Origin of the sequence: Amycolatopsis plumensis (assembly GCF_042652605.1) — a bacterium.
Classification (GTDB): domain Bacteria; phylum Actinomycetota; class Actinomycetes; order Mycobacteriales; family Pseudonocardiaceae; genus Amycolatopsis; species Amycolatopsis plumensis.
The window spans coordinates 4,649,273-4,664,959 of the sequence record NZ_JBHSJY010000001.1; the positions used below are offsets into that span (position 1 = coordinate 4,649,273).

Below are 15,687 nucleotides of genomic sequence, written 5' to 3' on the forward strand. Positions count from 1 at the left end.
CTGCGGCGAAGATCAGGCGTACGACTTCGAGCAGACCGACGAGCCCTCGAGGTACCCGCGGCGCAGCGCCTCGACCCGGTCGAAACCGCTGTCCGGGCGCTTCCCGTTGACGTCCGCCGACACGAGGCTCTCCGGCTGCAGCAGGTCCGCGATGGCCTCGTCGAGGTCGCCCGCCGACAGCCGCAGGTCGCCCGGCCGGTTGGTGAACGCCGCCCAGGCACCCACCAGGCAGGCCGTGCGCAGGCCCGCGTTCGCGTTGTCGATCGACGCGCCGACGCCCTTCTGGATGCCCAGCGCATACCGGGCCGCGACCTCCGAGAACGCCGCGAAGTCACCCATGCCGCCGGGGTCTTCGCCCTTCATCTCGGCGTCGCGGTCGATCGGCTGGGCGAGCTGGGCCAGCTTCGCCATGTCGATGCTGACGGTGTTGTCCCCGGGGCAGTACGACGCCGGCGGCGTGGTCTGGCAGCTGCCGCCGTCGGTGATCTCCGGTGCGGCCACGTTGGCGCCCTTGAACGCCTCGTCGAGGCTCTTCTTCAGCAGCGCGACGGTCTGCGCGTTGAACTTCGCGTCACCCTTGCCCTGGTCGCCCTTGTCGAACGGGCGCTCGGTGAGCCGCGGCTTGACGTTCTCTTCGGTCATCCCCGCGCACTCCTTCGGGCCCTTCTCGAACCCGGCCTGGAAGGCGTAGGTGCGGTCGAACGCCGTGCCGTGCGCGCCCTTGTCGGCGGCGCTGGTGCCCGCCTGGTCGCGGATCAGGAACATCGACGCCATCACCTGGTTCAGGCCCTCGGACGTCGAGACGCGGTAGTACTTGCTTTTGTCCTCGGCGACCCAGCGGAAGTAGCCGCCGGCGAAGCAGTCGGCCTGCTGCTCCTTGACCACGGTCGGGGTGTTCTTGGCGATCCCGGCCTTGTCCCCGAGCCGGTACTGGACGGCGTGGCCGAACTCGTGTGCGAGCACCACGACCACCGACATCGGGCCGAACCGCTGGCGCAGCATCGGCAGCAGCACGCCGCGGTCCCACGCCACCGAGTCGTCGACCGGGCAGTAGAAGGCGTTCACGAGCTTCTTCACGCTGCCGCAGCCGGTCTTCTCGGTGTCGGTCTGCGCGTCGTAGGACAGCAGGGACTTCACCGGCTCGAACTGCTGGCCGAAGTTCGACGGCAGCATCTCGCCCCAGTAGGTCTGGACGTCGTCGATCGCGGCGGTGGCCAGCTTGTCGTCCTCGCCGCCTTCGGCGTTGCGGACGTTCAGGCTGGGCGTCGGCGCACCCGGCTTGAGGCCGCTCTCGAAGTGCGTCACCGGCAGCCCGGAGACCGAGTCCGCGCCGGTGTCCTTGGCCGGGTCCCCGCTGGCCCCGCCCTTGTCCTTGCACCCGCTCACGGCGACCGCCGCGACGCACAGCAGCGCGACCAGCGCCCGCCGCCCTCCCCCTGGGATCATCTGTTCCACTCGCTCTCGTGCCCACCCGTACCCGACGGGCAGGACCATACCCAGGGCATACGCGGAGTGTGCACGTTATCCCCGAACTCCTCCTGCGCACGGCGGCCCACGGCCCGATATCGTCGCTTCCCATGCGTGCAGTCCGCCGGTTCACCGTCCGCGCCAGCCTCCCGGATTCCCTGTCCGGACTGGGCGCGCTGGCCACCAACCTGCGCTGGACGTGGCACCCGCCGACGCGGGACCTGTTCGCGTCGATGGACGCCGAGCTCTTCAACGCCGTGCGCGACCCGCTGCGGATGCTCACCGCGCTGCCGCCGGCCCGGCTCGACGAGCTCGCCGTCGACGACGACTTCCTCGAGCGCGCGAGAACCGCGGCCGAGGACCTGGAGAAGTACCTGTCGGAGCCGCGCTGGTACCAGCAGCGTGCCGACGCCGACCTGCCGTCCGCGGTCGCCTACTTCTCGATGGAGTTCGGCGTCACCGAGGCGCTGCCGAACTACTCCGGCGGCCTCGGCGTGCTGGCCGGCGACCACCTCAAGGCCGCGTCCGACCTGGGCGTGCCGATGGTCGGCGTCGGGCTGCTCTACCGCAACGGCTACTTCCGGCAGTCCCTGTCGCTGGACGGCTGGCAGGTCGAGCACTACCCGGTGATCGACCCGAACGCCTTCCCCCTCGAACTGCTGACGGCGGGCGGGCGGCCGGTGCTGATCGGCGTCGCCATGCCGGGCGGGCGCGAGCTGTGCGCGCAGATCTGGCAGGCCCGCGTCGGGCGCGTGCCGCTGCTGCTGCTCGACACCGACACCGAGGCCAACGACGAAGACCTGCGCGGCGTCACCGACCGGCTCTACGGCGGCGACGCCGACCACCGGCTGCGGCAGGAGATCCTGGCCGGCATCGGCGGCTTCCGCGCGGTCCGCAAGTACTGCGAGCTCACCGGGCACCCGCAGCCCATGGTGTTTCACACGAACGAGGGACACGCGGGGTTCCTGGGCCTGGAACGCGCCCGCGAGATCGTCCAGGCCGACGGGCTCGCGTTCGACGAGGCCATGCCCGCCGTCCGGGCCGGGACGCTGTTCACCACGCACACGCCGGTCAGCGCGGGCATCGACCGGTTCCCGGTGGACCTGGTGCAGCGCTACTTCGCCGACGGCCGCCTGGTGCCCGACATCGACCCGCGCCGCGTGCTCGCACTCGGTGCCGAGGACAACCCCGGCCTGTTCAACATGGCGCACATGGGCCTGCGGCTGGCGCAGCGCGCGAACGGCGTCTCGCAGCTGCACGGGCGCGTCACGCGCAAGATGTTCTCCCGGCTGTGGCCCGGGTTCGACCACGACGAGGTGCCGATCTCGTCGGTGACGAACGGCGTCCACGGCCCGACGTGGGTGGCCCGCGAGCTGAGCACGCTGCTCGGCCGCGAGTGGGGTCTCGACGTCGGCGAGGGGCCGCTGCGCGAGGGCGTGTCCGACGCCCAGCTGTGGGAACTGCGGCGCGAGCTGCGCGAGAAGCTGGTGCACGAGGTGCGGCGCCGGGTGCGCGCGGCGTGGCTGCAACGCGGCGCGTCCCCGCTGGAGCTGGGCTGGGTGGACTCGGTGTTCGACCCGGACGTGCTGACCGTCGGCTTCGCCCGCCGCGTCCCGACGTACAAGCGGCTGACGCTGATGCTGCGCGACCCCGAACGGCTGCGCACGCTGCTGCTGCACGAGGACCGGCCGATCCAGGTCGTCGTCGCGGGCAAGTCGCACCCGGCCGACGAGAACGGCAAGCAGCTGATCCAGCAGATCGTCCGGTTCGTCGACGGCGCGGACGTCCGGCACCGGATCGTCTTCCTGCCCGACTACGACATGTCGATGGCGCGCTACCTCTACCGCGGCTGCGACGTCTGGCTGAACAACCCGGTGCGGCCCCTGGAGGCGTGCGGGACGTCGGGGATGAAGTCGGCGCTGAACGGCGGGCTCAACCTGTCCATCCGCGACGGCTGGTGGGACGAGTGCTACGACGGCAGCAACGGCTGGGCGATCCCGACCGCCGACGGCGTCGCCGACCCGCTGCGCCGCGACGACCTCGAGGCCGCGGCGCTGTACGAGCTGCTCGGCCAGCAGATCGCGCCGCTGTTCTACGACCGCTCGCCCGACGGCGTGCCCACAGGCTGGCTGTCGATGGTGTGGCACACGCTGGAGACGCTCGGCCCGCGGGTCCAGGCGTCCCGCATGGTGCGCGAGTACGTCGACAACGGCTACCTGCCGGCGGCGCGCACGGTCGCGGCCGCGACGGGTGACGGCTACCGCGGCGCGCTGTCCCTGGCGGACTACCGCACGAAGCTCGAGGTGTCCTGGCCGCGGCTGCGCATCTTCGACTCGGAGCTGCTGGTGGAGGCGACCGAGCCCCTGGTGGTGGGCACCGAGGTGACGATCAGGGCCCGCATCGACCTGGCCGGCCTCGACCCGTCCGAAGTGGACATCCAGGCGGTGGTCGGCCGCGTGGCCGACGACGACGAGCTCCGCGACCCGGTGACGGTCCCGATGACCGCCGACGGCGTCGGCGCGTTCGCGGCCCGCGTGAAGCTGCCCCGCCCGGGGTCGATCGGGTACACGGTCCGGGTGCTGCCGAAGCACGGCCTGCTGGCGACCCCGGCGGAGCTGGCGCGCGTCGTGCTGGCCTGAGGTCGGGGGGCTTTCGGAAAACCGGAGTGACCTGGAGTTACTCCACGTGGCGGTGGCCGGAAATCAGGCCGCGCGCGGGGCAGTGGCCGCGTTAGATTGGACGCATGCGCTTCGGATTGTTCGTTCCCCAGGGCTGGCGGCTGGACCTGGCCGGCATCGACCCCGCGGACCACTGGAAGACCATGCTCGGCCTCGCGAAACACGCGGAGGCGGGCCCCTTCGAATCGATCTGGGTCTACGACCACTTCCACACCGTCCCCGTCCCGACCGAGGAGGCGACGCACGAAGCCTGGTCGCTGATCTCGGCGTTCGCCGCGGCGACCGACACCGTGCGGCTCGGGCAGATGTGCACCTGCATGGGATACCGCAACCCCGCCTACCTGGCCAAGGTCGCCGCGACCGCCGACCTGATCTCGGGTGGCCGCGTCGAGATGGGCATCGGGGCCGGCTGGTACGAGCACGAGTGGCGGGCCTACGGCTACGGCTTCCCGTCCGCCGGTGAGCGGCTCGCCCAGCTCGACGAGGGCGTGCAGATCATGCGTGACCTCTGGACCACCGGAACGTCCACACTGGACGGCAAGCAGTACCGCACCGACGGGGCGATCCTGCGCCCGCTGCCGCCGCAGGAAGGCGGCATCCCGCTGTGGATCGCCGGCGGCGGCGAGAAGAAGACCCTCCGGATCGCCGCGAAGTACGCGAAGTACACGAACTTCGCCGGCGACCCGGAGACGTTCACCCGCAAGTCGGAGATCCTCGCGCAGCACTGCAAGGACGTCGGCACCGACTTCGACGCGATCGTCCGCTCGGTCAACCACAACGTGGTCATCGGCGAGACGGAGAAGGACGTCCAGGACAAGCTGGCCTGGCTCCGGTCCCACCTCGACAAGTACGTGCCCGCCGACGCCGCGGAGCGGTGGCACGGCGTCTTCGCCAACAGCCCTGCCACCGGCACCCCCGAGCAGGTCACCGAGAAGCTCGCCGCGCTGGGTCAGCTGGGCATGTCCTACGCGATCTTCAACTTCCCGGAAGCCGCGTACGACCGCTCGGGCATCGACCTGTTCGCCGAGAAGGTCGCTCCGGCGCTCGCCTAGGGCACCGCCGGGCTGCCGCCGGCCTGCACGGGCAGGCCGGCGGCAGCCCAGGCGCGGAAGCCGCCTTCGAGGTCGGTCGCCTTCGGCAACCCCAGCCGCTGCAGGTCGGCGGCCGCGAGGCTCGACGAGTAGCCCTCGTTGCACAGCACGACCACCGTCGAATCCGGGGTCACCCCGGGCAGCCGCCACTCGCTGTCCGGCGCCAGCCGCCACTCCAGGTGGATCCGCTCGACGATCACCGCGCCCGGGATCTCGCCCTCCGCCTGCCGGTTCGCCAGCGGCCGGATGTCGACGAGCAGCGCGCCCGCCTCCTGCAGCTCGCGGGCCCGGGCGGGGCCGACGCGGTCCAATCCGGACCGCGCGGCGGACAGGAACGTCTCGATGGCGCTCATCCGTGGACGATAGCGGGCAGCGGCGGGATTTCCGCCGGAACGTCGGCGAGCGAGGCGTACTCGCGTGTCGGCACCAGCGGCGGCGAATACGCGTGGACGCTGGCCGCGGGCCGGTCGCCGAGGCCGGTGACCTGGTGGGCGCGGCCCGCGCCGAAGCCGAGGCCCTGGCCGGCGAGGTGCGTGCGGCGCCGGATCGGGCCACCGGGGTAGCGGTACTCCTCGCCGAGTTCACCCTGCAGGACGGTGAACGAACCGGACGCGCCGCCGTGGTCGTGCGGCTTCGTGTGCTGGCCGGGCAGCCACGACAGCAGCCACAGCTCGACGCCGTCGGTCAGCGCCAGCCGGGCCCACCAGCGGCGGTCCTCGTCGAACCGCAGGATGCCGCGCAGGCCCTCGGTCAGCTCGGTGGTGACGGTGGCGGTCAGGTCGGCCAGCTCACGCGGCGTCCAGAGCAGCCGCGACGGGTGCAGCAGCTCGGGCAGCAGCGGGTCGGTGAGCTGCGGGTGGATCTCGACGGGCGGACGAACCAGGGACGTGGTCAACGCGGGTGCTCCTCGGACGCGAAGGTGATCGGGACGCCGGGACAGCACGGCACCGCACGCGCCGGAAGGGGACGCGAGGGATCAGCGGAGCCGCGCCCGGGTACACCCGGCCGAGGCGACGAGGAGCAGGTCGATCGTGCGACGGCGCCAGAACGAACCCCGGGTGATCCCGGTGGTGGGCGCGTCGGCTGACATGCCGGCAATCCTGCCACAGCGACGCCCGGACCTGCTCTCTCGCGGTGCGGTGTTCCACGTCGTGGACAGTTCCGACCCGCCGGATCGCCGTCTCACCCGGGCGGGTGCGCACGCGCGCGCGACGACAGACAGAATGGGCCTCGTGAGCGAGCCGATCCAGCCCAGCGAACTTGACGACCTCGTGGTCCGGATGGCCGGTGTCGGCGTCCGCCGCGGGACCAACGACCTTCTCGCCGGCCTCGACTGGAGCGTCGAGCTGGACGAGCGCTGGGTGGTGCTCGGCCCGAACGGCGCGGGCAAGACCACCCTGCTGCGCCTGGCCGCGGCCGAGCTGCACCCGACGACCGGCGAGGTCGACCTGCTCGGCGAGCGGATCGGCCGGGTCAACATCTTCGACCTGCGCCCGCGCATCGGGTTCACGTCGGCGGCCATCGCGCAGCGCGTTCCGGGCGACGAGCTGGTCAAGGACGTCGTGGTCAGCGCCGGTTACGCGGTGCTCGGCCGCTGGCGTGAGGAATACGACACCCTCGACACCGCGCGCGCGACCGAGCTCCTGGAGGCGATGGGCATCGGGCACCTGGCCGAGCGCACCTTCGGCACCCTGTCCGAGGGCGAGCGCAAGCGGGCGCTGATCGCCCGGTCGCTGATGACCGACCCGGAGATGCTGCTGCTCGACGAGCCCGCCGCGGGTCTCGACCTCGGCGGCCGCGAGGACCTGGTCGCCCGCCTGTCGGACCTGGCGCTGGACCCCGACGCGCCGGCCCTGGTCCTGGTCACCCACCACGTCGAGGAGATCCCGCCCGGGTTCACCCACGCGCTGCTCCTGCGTGACGGCCACGCGGTGGTGTCCGGGCTGGTCGAGGACGTCATCACCAGCGAAAACCTGTCGAAGACGTTCGACCAGGACCTCGTGCTCGAGCGTTCCGGGGATCGCTTCTTCGCCCGCCGTCGCTAGGCTGTCCCTACCGACCGGTAGCGTGCTGGCAGATCGTCAACGAGGAGGATGGGCGTGGGAGAGTTCGTAACCCTGGAGGTCAAGGACGGGGTCGGCACCGTCCGGCTCGACCGGCCGCCGGTCAACGCCCTGAACGCCCAGGTCACCGCCGAGCTCGCCGAGCTGGCGAAGGAGGCCACCGAGCGCGACGACGTCCGCGCGGTGATCCTCTACGGCGGCGAGAAGACCTTCGCCGGCGGCGCGGACATCAAGGAGATGGCCACCCGCACCTACCCGGAGATCGCCAAGTTCGGCGCCAACCTCACCGGCACCCTCGCCGCCATCGCGAACATCCCCAAGCCGGTCGTCGCGGCCATCACCGGCTACGCCCTCGGCGGCGGCCTCGAACTTGCGCTGACCGCGGACTGGCGGGTCGCCGGCGACAACGTCAAGGTCGGCCAGCCCGAGATCCAGCTCGGCGTCATCCCGGGCGCGGGCGGCACCCAGCGCCTGGCCCGCCTGATCGGCCCGAGCAAGACCAAGGACATCGTCTACACCGGACGGTTCGTCAAGGCCGAAGAGGCGCTGCAGCTGGGAATCGTCGACCAGGTCGTCGCCCCGGACGACGTCTACGCGGCCGCGCACAAGTGGGCGGCCCAGTTCGCGAACGGCCCCGCCGTGGCGCTGCGCGCGGCGAAGGCGGCCATCGACGGCGGCCTCGACATGGACCTCCCGAACGCGCTCAAGCTCGAATCGCACCTGTTCGCCGCCCTCTGGGCCACCGAAGACCAGCAGAACGGCATGAAGTCGTTCATCGAAAACGGGCCCGGCAAGGCCACTTTCGAAGGGAAATGACGCCTTGACCGACGTGAACGACCCGGCGCCGAACCCGCACGCCACCGCCGAAGAGGTCCAGGCGGCCTACGCCGACCCCAAGCTGGCGAACGTGCTCTACCACGACTGGGAAGCCGGCACCTACGACGAGAAGTGGTCGATCTCGTACGACGAGCGCTGCATCTCCTACGCCACCGACGTGTTCAACGCCGTCGCGGGCGAGGACGGCCAGCCCTACCAGCACGCGATGGAGCTGGGCAGCGGCACCGGCTTCTTCCTGCTGAACCTGATGCAGGGCGGCGTCGCCAAGAAGGGCTCGGTCACCGATCTCTCGCCCGGCATGGTCCAGGTCGCGCTGCGCAACGCCGAGAAGCTCGGCCTCGACGTCGACGGCCGGGTCGCCGACGCCGAGCGTATCCCGTACGACGACAACACGTTCGACCTGGTGGTCGGGCACGCGGTGCTGCACCACATCCCGGACGTCCAGGCGGCGTTTCGCGAGGTGCTGCGCGTGCTCAAGCCGGGCGGCCGGTTCGTCTTCGCGGGCGAGCCGACCAAGGTGGGCGACTTCTACGCCCGCAAGCTCGGCCAGCTCACCTGGTTCCTGACCACCCGCGTGACGAAGCTGCCCGCGCTGCGGGGCTGGCGGCGGCCGCAGTCCGAACTGGACGAGTCGTCGCGCGCGGCCGCTTTGGAGGCCGTGGTCGACATCCACACCTTCGACCCGTCGGAGCTGGAGTCGTGGGCCCGCGGGGCCGGCGCCCAGGACGTCCGCGCGGTCACCGAGGAGTTCGCCGCCGCGCTCGCGGGCTGGCCGATCCGGACCTTCGAGGCCGCGGTGCCGTCGGAGAAGCTGACCGTGCGCTGGCGGATGTTCGCCTACCACCTGTGGCTGCGGCTGTCCGCCGTGGACAAGAAGGTGTTGTCGAAGATCCTGCCGCGCGAGCTGTTCTACAACGTCATGATCACCGGGACCAAGCGGCCGTCCTGAGTTGGGGTATTCGTTCAGCCTCGGCGACGTCGCCTACCTGCGCTCCGGCGCGGGTGCGGCGGCGCTCGCCGAGGTTTCGGCGTGGCCGCTGACCGACCCGATCAAGTCCGTGGCGCAGGTGCGCCGTCTCGTGGGCGAGGAGCACGCGGCCGCCGTCCTGGAAACCGTGCAGCTGCGGCGGAAAGCCGTCGGTAAGCTGTCCGGTGTGGACTGGCTGTTCACCTCCGACGCGTTCCAGCAGGCGAGCGCGTCGATCGTGGCTCGGCACCGGGCTTCACGCCTGGCCGGTCTCGATGTCCACGACGTCACGTGTTCGGTGGGCGCGGACCTCGTCGAAATCGCCCGCGTCGCGCGGCGCGCATTCGGGTCCGATGTGGACGCCGTCCGGCTGGAAATGGCCCGCCACAACGGGACTGCGGCCGGTGTCGCGTTCGGACTCGCGCGAGCCGACGCCCTGCGTCCGGCCAGCCGGTCCGGGGTGGTCGTCGCCGACCCGGCGCGGCGCGACTCCGCCGGACGCCGGGCGTGGAAACCCGCCGACTTCGCCCCGCCGCTGGACGGGCTCGTCGAGGCCTACGCGGGCCGCGCGCTGGCGATCAAGTGCGCCCCCGGCCTCGACTTTGCGCTGACGCCGTGGGCGGAGGAAGTCGAACTCGTGTCCCTGGACGGCCAGGTCCGCGAATCCTGCCTCTGGCGGGGCCTGAGCACCGGCGTCACCCGCCGGGCGACCGTGCTGCGCTCGGACGGGACACAGTGGACGGTCACCGACGCGGAACCGGACGAACTGCCCACGCGGGAGCCGGGGGAGTGGATCGTCGACCCCGACGGTGCCGTCGTCCGCGCCGGGCTGGTCCGCCACTACGCGGCGCGGCACGGGTTGTGGCAGCTGGACGACCGCATCGCGTACCTGACCGGCGACACGCCGCCACCGGGTGTGCGCGCGTTCCGCGTCCTCGAGCACGGGCCGTACACCGAGAAGGTGCTGAAGGCGGTCCTCAAGCGGCACGACGTCGGACGGCTGGAAATCCTGGTGCGCGGCCTCGACGTCGACCCGGACGCGCTGCGGCGACGGCTGAAACCCCGTGGTGGCGCGGAGGCGTCGGTGGTGCTGACGCGGATCGGGCGGTCGCCCGTCGCGTTCCTCTGCCGTGCCGAACGCATCACGTGAACAAAAACTTTCGAGGGGTGGAACTCCCGGTGAACGTGACGTAGGTTCCCCGGGTCGTCAAGTTCCACTGGAGGGTTCGCCGTGTCCGGAAAATGGTCAAGTCTCGTCAAGCTCGCCGCCGCCGCGGCCATCGGCGCCACCGTCGCCTCGGGGGCGACCGCGCTCGCGGGGTCGGACGACGCGACCGCCGCCCGCTCGAAGGAACCGGCCAACATCGGGCAGGTCAAGCTGGACGTCAAGGCCTACTACGGCGACTACGTCGACGCCGCCGGCAAGCACCACTACTCCGACACGAGCCGGTTCGTGAAGGACACCAACCGGATCGTCTCGGACGCGAAGCGCTACCTGCAGCAGTCGCTGGGCCGGGTGAAGAACCCGGCGATCGTGCTGGACGTCGACGACACGTCCGAGGTCACCTACGGCTGGGAGGCCGACAACGACTTCGGCTTCGACCCGGTCAAGCAGCAGCAGGCCATCGACAACGGCACGTTCGTCGCCAACAAGCCGGTGCTGGAGCTGGCGAACTGGGCGGCGCAGCACGGCGTCCAGGTCTACTTCCTGACCGGGCGCAACGAGTTCCAGGGCCCGCAGTCGCTGAAGAACCTCGCCAACGAGGGTTTCCCCGCCCCGGCCGGCGCGTTCTTCAAGCCGAAGACGACCGCGCCGGACTACCTGCCGTGCGGGCTGACCTGCACCACCGTCCAGTACAAGTCGGGCACGCGAGCGCACATCGAGGCGACCGGCGCGAAGATCGTGCTCAACCTCGGCGACCAGTTCAGCGACCTCGAAGGCGGCCACGCGCTGCGTCCGGTCAAGCTGCCGAACCCGATGTACTACCTGCCCTGATCGCGGAATATCGGCCGGGCCCGGCGCGCTGCTCACTGAACACAGAACTCTTAGGGAGCTGAGATGGCGAAGAAGGTTCTGCAGCCGGGTCCGGACCACCCGATCACCGTCGAGCCGACCAAGGCGCGTGTGGTGGTCAAGGCGGGCGGGCGCGTCATCGCGGACAGCCGCAACGCGTTCACCCTGCAGGAATCCACCTACCCCGCGGTCCAGTACATCCCGCTGGCGGACGTCGACGCGAGTGTGCTCGAGCGGACCGACCACGAGACGTACTGCCCGTACAAGGGCGAGGCCAGCTACTACTCGCTCAACGCGGGTGACGTGCAGGGCGAGAACGCGGTCTGGACGTACGAGAAGCCGTACGACCCGGTCGCGCCGATCAAGGACCACGTCGCGTTCTACCCGAACGTGGTGGACTCGATCGAGCTGATCGAGGACTGAGCTGGACCTCGACCTGCTGCGCACGTTCCTGGCCGTCCACCGGGCCGGCTCGCTGACCGGCGCGGCGCCGTCACTGGGACTCTCCCAGCCGACGGTGACCGCGCAGGTCAGAGCCCTGGAGGACCAGCTCGGCCGGCAACTGTTCGTCCGGCGCGCCCGCGGCGTCACCCCGACCTCGGCCGCCGACGACCTCGCCGCCCGGATCGCCCCGCACATCGACGCGCTGGCGTCGGTGACCGTCGGTGAGGCGGACCCGTTCGCCGCACCGGTGCACCTGGCCGGCCCCGCCGAGCTGACGGCCGAGCGGGTCCTGCCCGCGCTGGCGGGCCTGGTCGCGTCCGGCCTCGAGCTGCGCGTGACGTTCGGCCTGGCCGACGACCTCCTCGCGGGCCTCACGCAGCGGCGCTTCGACCTGGTCGTCTCGACGATCCGCCCCCGCGGCCGCGGCTTCACGGCGACCCCGCTGACCGACGAGGAGTTCGTCCTGGTCGGCCCGGGCGGTTTCACCGGCGACCCGCGTACCGCGCCCCTGGTGGCGTACGCGGAGGACCTGCCGATCATCCGCCGCTACTGGCGTTCGGTACTGGGCACCCGCCCGCCCGCGGGGCCGGCGGTGGTCGTCCCGGACCTGCGCGCGGTCCTGGCCTGCGTGCGAGCGGGCTTCGGCGTCAGCGTGCTGCCGAGGTACCTCTGCGCGGCCGAGCTGGCTTCGGGGGCGCTGATCGCGCTGCTGGAGCCGGAGGAGCCACCGATCAACACGCTCTTCGCGGTCACCCGGGCGGAGCCCTGCCGGCCGGGGCCCGCGGCGGTGCGGGACGCACTGCTCGCGGACGCCGCCCGGTGGTGACTCAGCCGGTGTACCCGGCGAAGATCTTCGCGAACTCGTACTTCGACTGCGGCACGTTGGTGCACTTGTAGAGCGCGCCGGTGCACGCGTTGGCGTCGCGGCCGGCCTCCCAGAACGACAGCATGCCCAGGTGGACCGTCTTCGCGAAGGCCACCAGCGCCTTCGCGTCCTTCTGGTAGAAGATTTCGTTCTGCGAGTCGTTGACGCCGATCATCGGGGTGACGCCGACCTTCTTCCACGCCGCCGCGTCGCTCAGCCCGTAGAGCGACTTGAGCTGCGCCTGTGTGGCCTTGGCCGCCGAGATCGCCTTCGCGCCCTGGTCGCCGGCGCCCTGGTAGTAGTCCATCGCCATGATGTTCACGAGGTCCAGGTTCACCCCGGCGTTCTTCGCGGCCTTGACGACGTTGAGCCCGTCCGCGGTGAGGCCGTCGGGCAGCACCGGCAGGGTCAGGGAAATCTTGAGTCCCGGGTTGTTGTCCTGAAGCGTCTTCAGCGCCTGGGAGCGGCGCGCGATCGACGTCGGGTCCGCGACGGCCGCGCCTTCGATGTCGAAGTCGGCGTACTTGAGGCCGTAGGCCTTGACGACGGCGTCGTACTCGGCCGCGACCTGCGCGGACGTGCTGCACGCCTGGGCCAGTTCGATGCCGGACGCGCCGCCGAAGGAGATCTTGACGTCGCCGCCCGCGGAGCGGATCTTCGCGATCTCCTCCTGCTGCCACGCCGTGCGCGGGTCGTAGGCGGCGAACCAGCTGGCCTTGCAGCCGTAGGAGTTGACGAACGCCAGCGTGAAGCTCTTGACGCCGCTCGCGGCCGACATCGCCGACAGGCTGGGCGTCGGCCAGGCGCCCATGTCGACGTAGGGACCGACCGGGATCGGCGACCCGGCCGCGGCATCGGCGACCCCGGTGCTCAGCAAGGTGAAACCGGCCAGCGCGGCCAGCAGGGAACGGAGACGCATGGGAACCCTCCACGACTCGAAGCGCGGCGGCGGAAACCTGTCCCCATTGGTATAGACCTTTTACTGTGGTGTGGACCATAGGCTGATCGGGCTACCCCGGTCACGCTGGGTCGCTCAGGCCGCCGCGCGACGCCGTCCCCGGCCCAGCCACCACTCGGCGGCCAGCAGCGGGAGCACCCAGCCGGTCCACGTGGTGATCCCGGCGATCGCCTGGCCCAGCGCGACTTCGCTGCCGCCGAACGTCGTGTCCAGCTGCGGCGTCAGCACCATCACCCAGATCACGCCCCAGATCCGGTTGCTGATGATCGACATGCACAGCGCGAAGCTGCGGATCATCCAGCGCCGGTGGTCGCCGAACCGGCGTGCCCGCGCCATCCGGTAGCCCTGCACGGTGCAACCGAACCAGAGGATCGCGAGCAGGACGTTCGACACGGCCCCGACCGGGCCGAACGGCGCGGCGAGCGCGATGGCGAAGCCGGCGATCGACGCCGGGATCGCGCCGGCGAAGACGTACACACGCCCGGTGCGGCGGTGCACCGCCGGGTGCTTCTGCCGCAGCCACGGCCAGATCTGCAGTGCGCAGGTCACCATGGCGACGGTCGCGAAGCCGATGTGCGTGACGAGCACCGGGTAGTACCAGCCGGTGGGGGCGGGGATCCGCGACTGCGCGGGGTCGAGCCCGAGGTAGGGCGGCAGCGAAAAGACCAGGAACGCGGTGACCAGCAGCCCCAGCGGGAACACCCACGGGCGGCGCACCCACGGCTTCGGGCGGCGGACTTCGGTCGTCGTCATGGTTCCCCCTGATTTCTCATACGGTGTATTCGGACCGTATTGCGTGACCTTTCGCAGCGGCAATCTTTGGTGCGGACATTGGGGGAGTACCCTGGAAGTGTTCTAGGCTCTGGCAGCAACTGTTCTAGTACGGAGTGGCTGTGACCGAGGCGCCCTACCTCCGGATCGCGGCGGACCTGCGCCGCCGGATCAGCGCGGGCGAGCTGCGGCCGGGCGACCGCGTCCCGTCGACGCGGGCGCTGGTCCGCGAGTGGGGTGTCGCGATGGCGACGGCCGCGAAAGCGCTGTCGGCGCTGGGCGAGCAGGGCTGGGTGCGTGCGGTGCCGGGCAGCGGCACGGTCGTCGCGGACCGGACGCCGGTCAAGCCGCCGCTGGGCCGCGACAGCCTGGTGCGCGCGGCGATCGCGCTCGCCGACGCCGAGGGCCTGGCCGCGCTGTCGATGCGGCGGCTGGCGGCCGAGCTGGGCGTCGGCCCGATGGCGCTGTACCGGCACGTGCCGGACAAGGACGAGCTGCTGCGGCTGATGGCGGACGTGGCGCTCGGGGAGGCGGAGCTGCCGGAGCCGGGCCCGGCGCCGTGGCGGCCGCGCCTCGAGCTGGCCGCCCGCGCGCAATGGCGGGCGTACCGCCGTCACCCGTGGCTGGCGCCGATCCTGCTCAATTCCCTGGTCCGCCCGCCGGTGCTGGCGGCGGGCTTGCGCCTGGTCGACTGGTCGCTGCGCGCGCTGGCCGGAACCGGTCTGAAGCGGCGGGTCAAGCTGCAGGTGATCATGACGCTCAACGGCTGGGTCGGCGGCCTCGCGGCGAGCAACGCGTTCGAGGTCCAGGCCGAGCAGGACACGGGCATCACGGGCGACCAGCGCCTCGAGGCCGACATGGCGCTGCTGACCCGGTTCCTCGGATCGGGCCGGTTCCCGACACTGACCGAGGTGATGACGGGCGTCGAGAACGTCGACCTCGACGAGGCGTTCGAGTTCGGGTTGCAGCGTCAGCTCGACGGGATCGGCGTGCTCCTCGGATAAGGTGGCTCGGTGTTGATCGCCACGGAACGGCTCACGCTGCACGCGTGGTCCGAAGCGTTTTTCGACGACCTGTTCGCGTTGGCCCAGCTGCCGGAGACGGTCCGCTACGTGGGGACCGGTGAGCCGTGGAGCCACGAGTACACGCTGGCCAAGCACCGCGCAACGCTGGCGCACTGGGCCGAACACGGCTTCGGCTGGTTCGCCGTGTCGGCGGCGCCGGGATCGTTCGACGGAGTGGTCTCCCTGGTGCGGCGGGCGGCGACGGAGTCGGGCCTTGGCGTGCCGGCGGTGGAGATGGGCTGGTGGATAGCGCCCTCGGGCTGGGGCCGCGGGTACGCGACGGAGGCGACGGCCGCGGTCCGTGACCGCGCGTTCGAGTCAGGCTGGACGGATCGGCTGCTGGCGGTCTACGAGCCGGCGAACAAGCCGTCGGCCCGGGTGGTCGAGAAGCTGGGGTTTTCCCCGCACAGCAAGTTCGTCCTGGACGGGCGGGTGGAGCAGCGGGCGGTCCTGGACCGCCCGCGCTGA

General features: G+C 71.2%; 16 protein-coding genes. 11 read left to right on the forward strand and 5 right to left on the reverse strand.

Annotated features, from left to right (window positions below; translation table 11 throughout):
* Nucleotides 1-12: 12 nt before the first annotated feature.
* Complete coding sequence (locus ACFPLC_RS22480) at nt 13-1,446, reverse strand: neutral zinc metallopeptidase (protein ID WP_378196294.1); 1,434 nt, start codon at nt 1,444-1,446, stop codon at nt 13-15.
* A gap of 131 nt (nt 1,447-1,577) precedes the next feature.
* On the opposite strand from ACFPLC_RS22480, the gene glgP reads away from it, so the two are divergent.
* Entirely contained in the window at nt 1,578-4,106 is a 2,529-nt protein-coding gene (gene glgP / locus ACFPLC_RS22485) for an alpha-glucan family phosphorylase (protein ID WP_191310037.1), read from the forward strand.
* A 104-nt stretch (nt 4,107-4,210) separates the two neighbouring features.
* The gene (locus ACFPLC_RS22490) at nt 4,211-5,197 is read left to right on the forward strand and encodes an LLM class F420-dependent oxidoreductase (protein WP_191310035.1); all 987 of its coding nucleotides are present in this window, start codon (nt 4,211-4,213) and stop codon (nt 5,195-5,197) included.
* Here the strand turns inward: ACFPLC_RS22490 and ACFPLC_RS22495 are convergent.
* Nucleotides 5,194-5,589, reverse strand: coding sequence for a rhodanese-like domain-containing protein (locus ACFPLC_RS22495; RefSeq protein WP_378196290.1), 396 nt, complete (start codon nt 5,587-5,589; stop codon nt 5,194-5,196). The genes ACFPLC_RS22490 and ACFPLC_RS22495 overlap by 4 nt on opposite strands.
* Nucleotides 5,586-6,131, reverse strand: a complete 546-nt coding sequence (locus ACFPLC_RS22500) for a cysteine dioxygenase (RefSeq protein WP_378196287.1) — start codon at nt 6,129-6,131, stop codon at nt 5,586-5,588. The genes ACFPLC_RS22495 and ACFPLC_RS22500 overlap by 4 nt, the downstream gene beginning before the upstream one ends.
* Before the next feature lie 328 nt (nt 6,132-6,459).
* Between ACFPLC_RS22500 and ACFPLC_RS22505 the strand changes: the two genes are divergently transcribed.
* The 7 genes from ACFPLC_RS22505 to ACFPLC_RS22535 all read left to right on the forward strand — a co-directional run bounded on the left by ACFPLC_RS22505 (nt 6,460) and on the right by ACFPLC_RS22535 (nt 12,387).
* Nucleotides 6,460-7,281 carry an ABC transporter ATP-binding protein gene (locus tag ACFPLC_RS22505; RefSeq protein WP_378196284.1) on the forward strand — a complete coding sequence of 274 codons (822 nt, stop codon included), beginning with the start codon at nt 6,460-6,462 and terminating at the stop codon, nt 7,279-7,281.
* A 54-nt stretch (nt 7,282-7,335) separates the two neighbouring features.
* Nucleotides 7,336-8,115, forward strand: a complete 780-nt coding sequence (locus ACFPLC_RS22510) for an enoyl-CoA hydratase/isomerase family protein (RefSeq protein ID WP_191310028.1) — start codon at nt 7,336-7,338, stop codon at nt 8,113-8,115.
* Nucleotides 8,116-8,119: 4 nt separating this feature from the next.
* Nucleotides 8,120-9,085 carry a class I SAM-dependent methyltransferase gene (locus tag ACFPLC_RS22515; RefSeq protein WP_191310027.1) on the forward strand — a complete coding sequence of 322 codons (966 nt, stop codon included), beginning with the start codon at nt 8,120-8,122 and terminating at the stop codon, nt 9,083-9,085.
* Between the two features lies 1 nt (nt 9,086).
* Nucleotides 9,087-10,253 (forward strand): class I SAM-dependent methyltransferase, encoded by a 1,167-nt coding sequence (locus ACFPLC_RS22520; RefSeq protein WP_378196279.1) that lies wholly within the window; start codon nt 9,087-9,089, stop codon nt 10,251-10,253.
* A gap of 81 nt (nt 10,254-10,334) precedes the next feature.
* Entirely contained in the window at nt 10,335-11,099 is a 765-nt protein-coding gene (locus ACFPLC_RS22525) for an HAD family acid phosphatase (RefSeq protein ID WP_378196275.1), read from the forward strand.
* A gap of 63 nt (nt 11,100-11,162) precedes the next feature.
* Complete coding sequence (locus ACFPLC_RS22530) at nt 11,163-11,540, forward strand: DUF427 domain-containing protein (protein ID WP_191310021.1); 378 nt, start codon at nt 11,163-11,165, stop codon at nt 11,538-11,540.
* 16 nt (nt 11,541-11,556) lie between these two features.
* Nucleotides 11,557-12,387 (forward strand): LysR family transcriptional regulator, encoded by an 831-nt coding sequence (locus ACFPLC_RS22535; RefSeq protein WP_378236277.1) that lies wholly within the window; start codon nt 11,557-11,559, stop codon nt 12,385-12,387.
* 1 nt (nt 12,388) lies between these two features.
* On the opposite strand, the gene ACFPLC_RS22540 is transcribed toward ACFPLC_RS22535, so the two are convergent.
* Together ACFPLC_RS22540 and ACFPLC_RS22545 are read right to left on the reverse strand one after the other, a co-directional pair.
* The gene (locus tag ACFPLC_RS22540; RefSeq protein ID WP_378196272.1) at nt 12,389-13,345 is read right to left on the reverse strand and encodes a chitinase; all 957 of its coding nucleotides are present in this window, start codon (nt 13,343-13,345) and stop codon (nt 12,389-12,391) included.
* 114 nt (nt 13,346-13,459) lie between these two features.
* Entirely contained in the window at nt 13,460-14,137 is a 678-nt protein-coding gene (locus tag ACFPLC_RS22545; RefSeq protein WP_378196269.1) for a DUF2306 domain-containing protein, read from the reverse strand.
* Between the two features lie 140 nt (nt 14,138-14,277).
* Between ACFPLC_RS22545 and ACFPLC_RS22550 the strand changes: the two genes are divergently transcribed.
* Both ACFPLC_RS22550 and ACFPLC_RS22555 read left to right on the forward strand, forming a co-directional pair.
* Nucleotides 14,278-15,159 (forward strand): TetR/AcrR family transcriptional regulator C-terminal domain-containing protein, encoded by an 882-nt coding sequence (locus ACFPLC_RS22550; protein WP_378196266.1) that lies wholly within the window; start codon nt 14,278-14,280, stop codon nt 15,157-15,159.
* A gap of 9 nt (nt 15,160-15,168) precedes the next feature.
* On the forward strand, nt 15,169-15,687 hold the full coding sequence (locus tag ACFPLC_RS22555) for a GNAT family N-acetyltransferase (protein WP_378196263.1): 519 nt from the start codon (nt 15,169-15,171) through the stop codon (nt 15,685-15,687).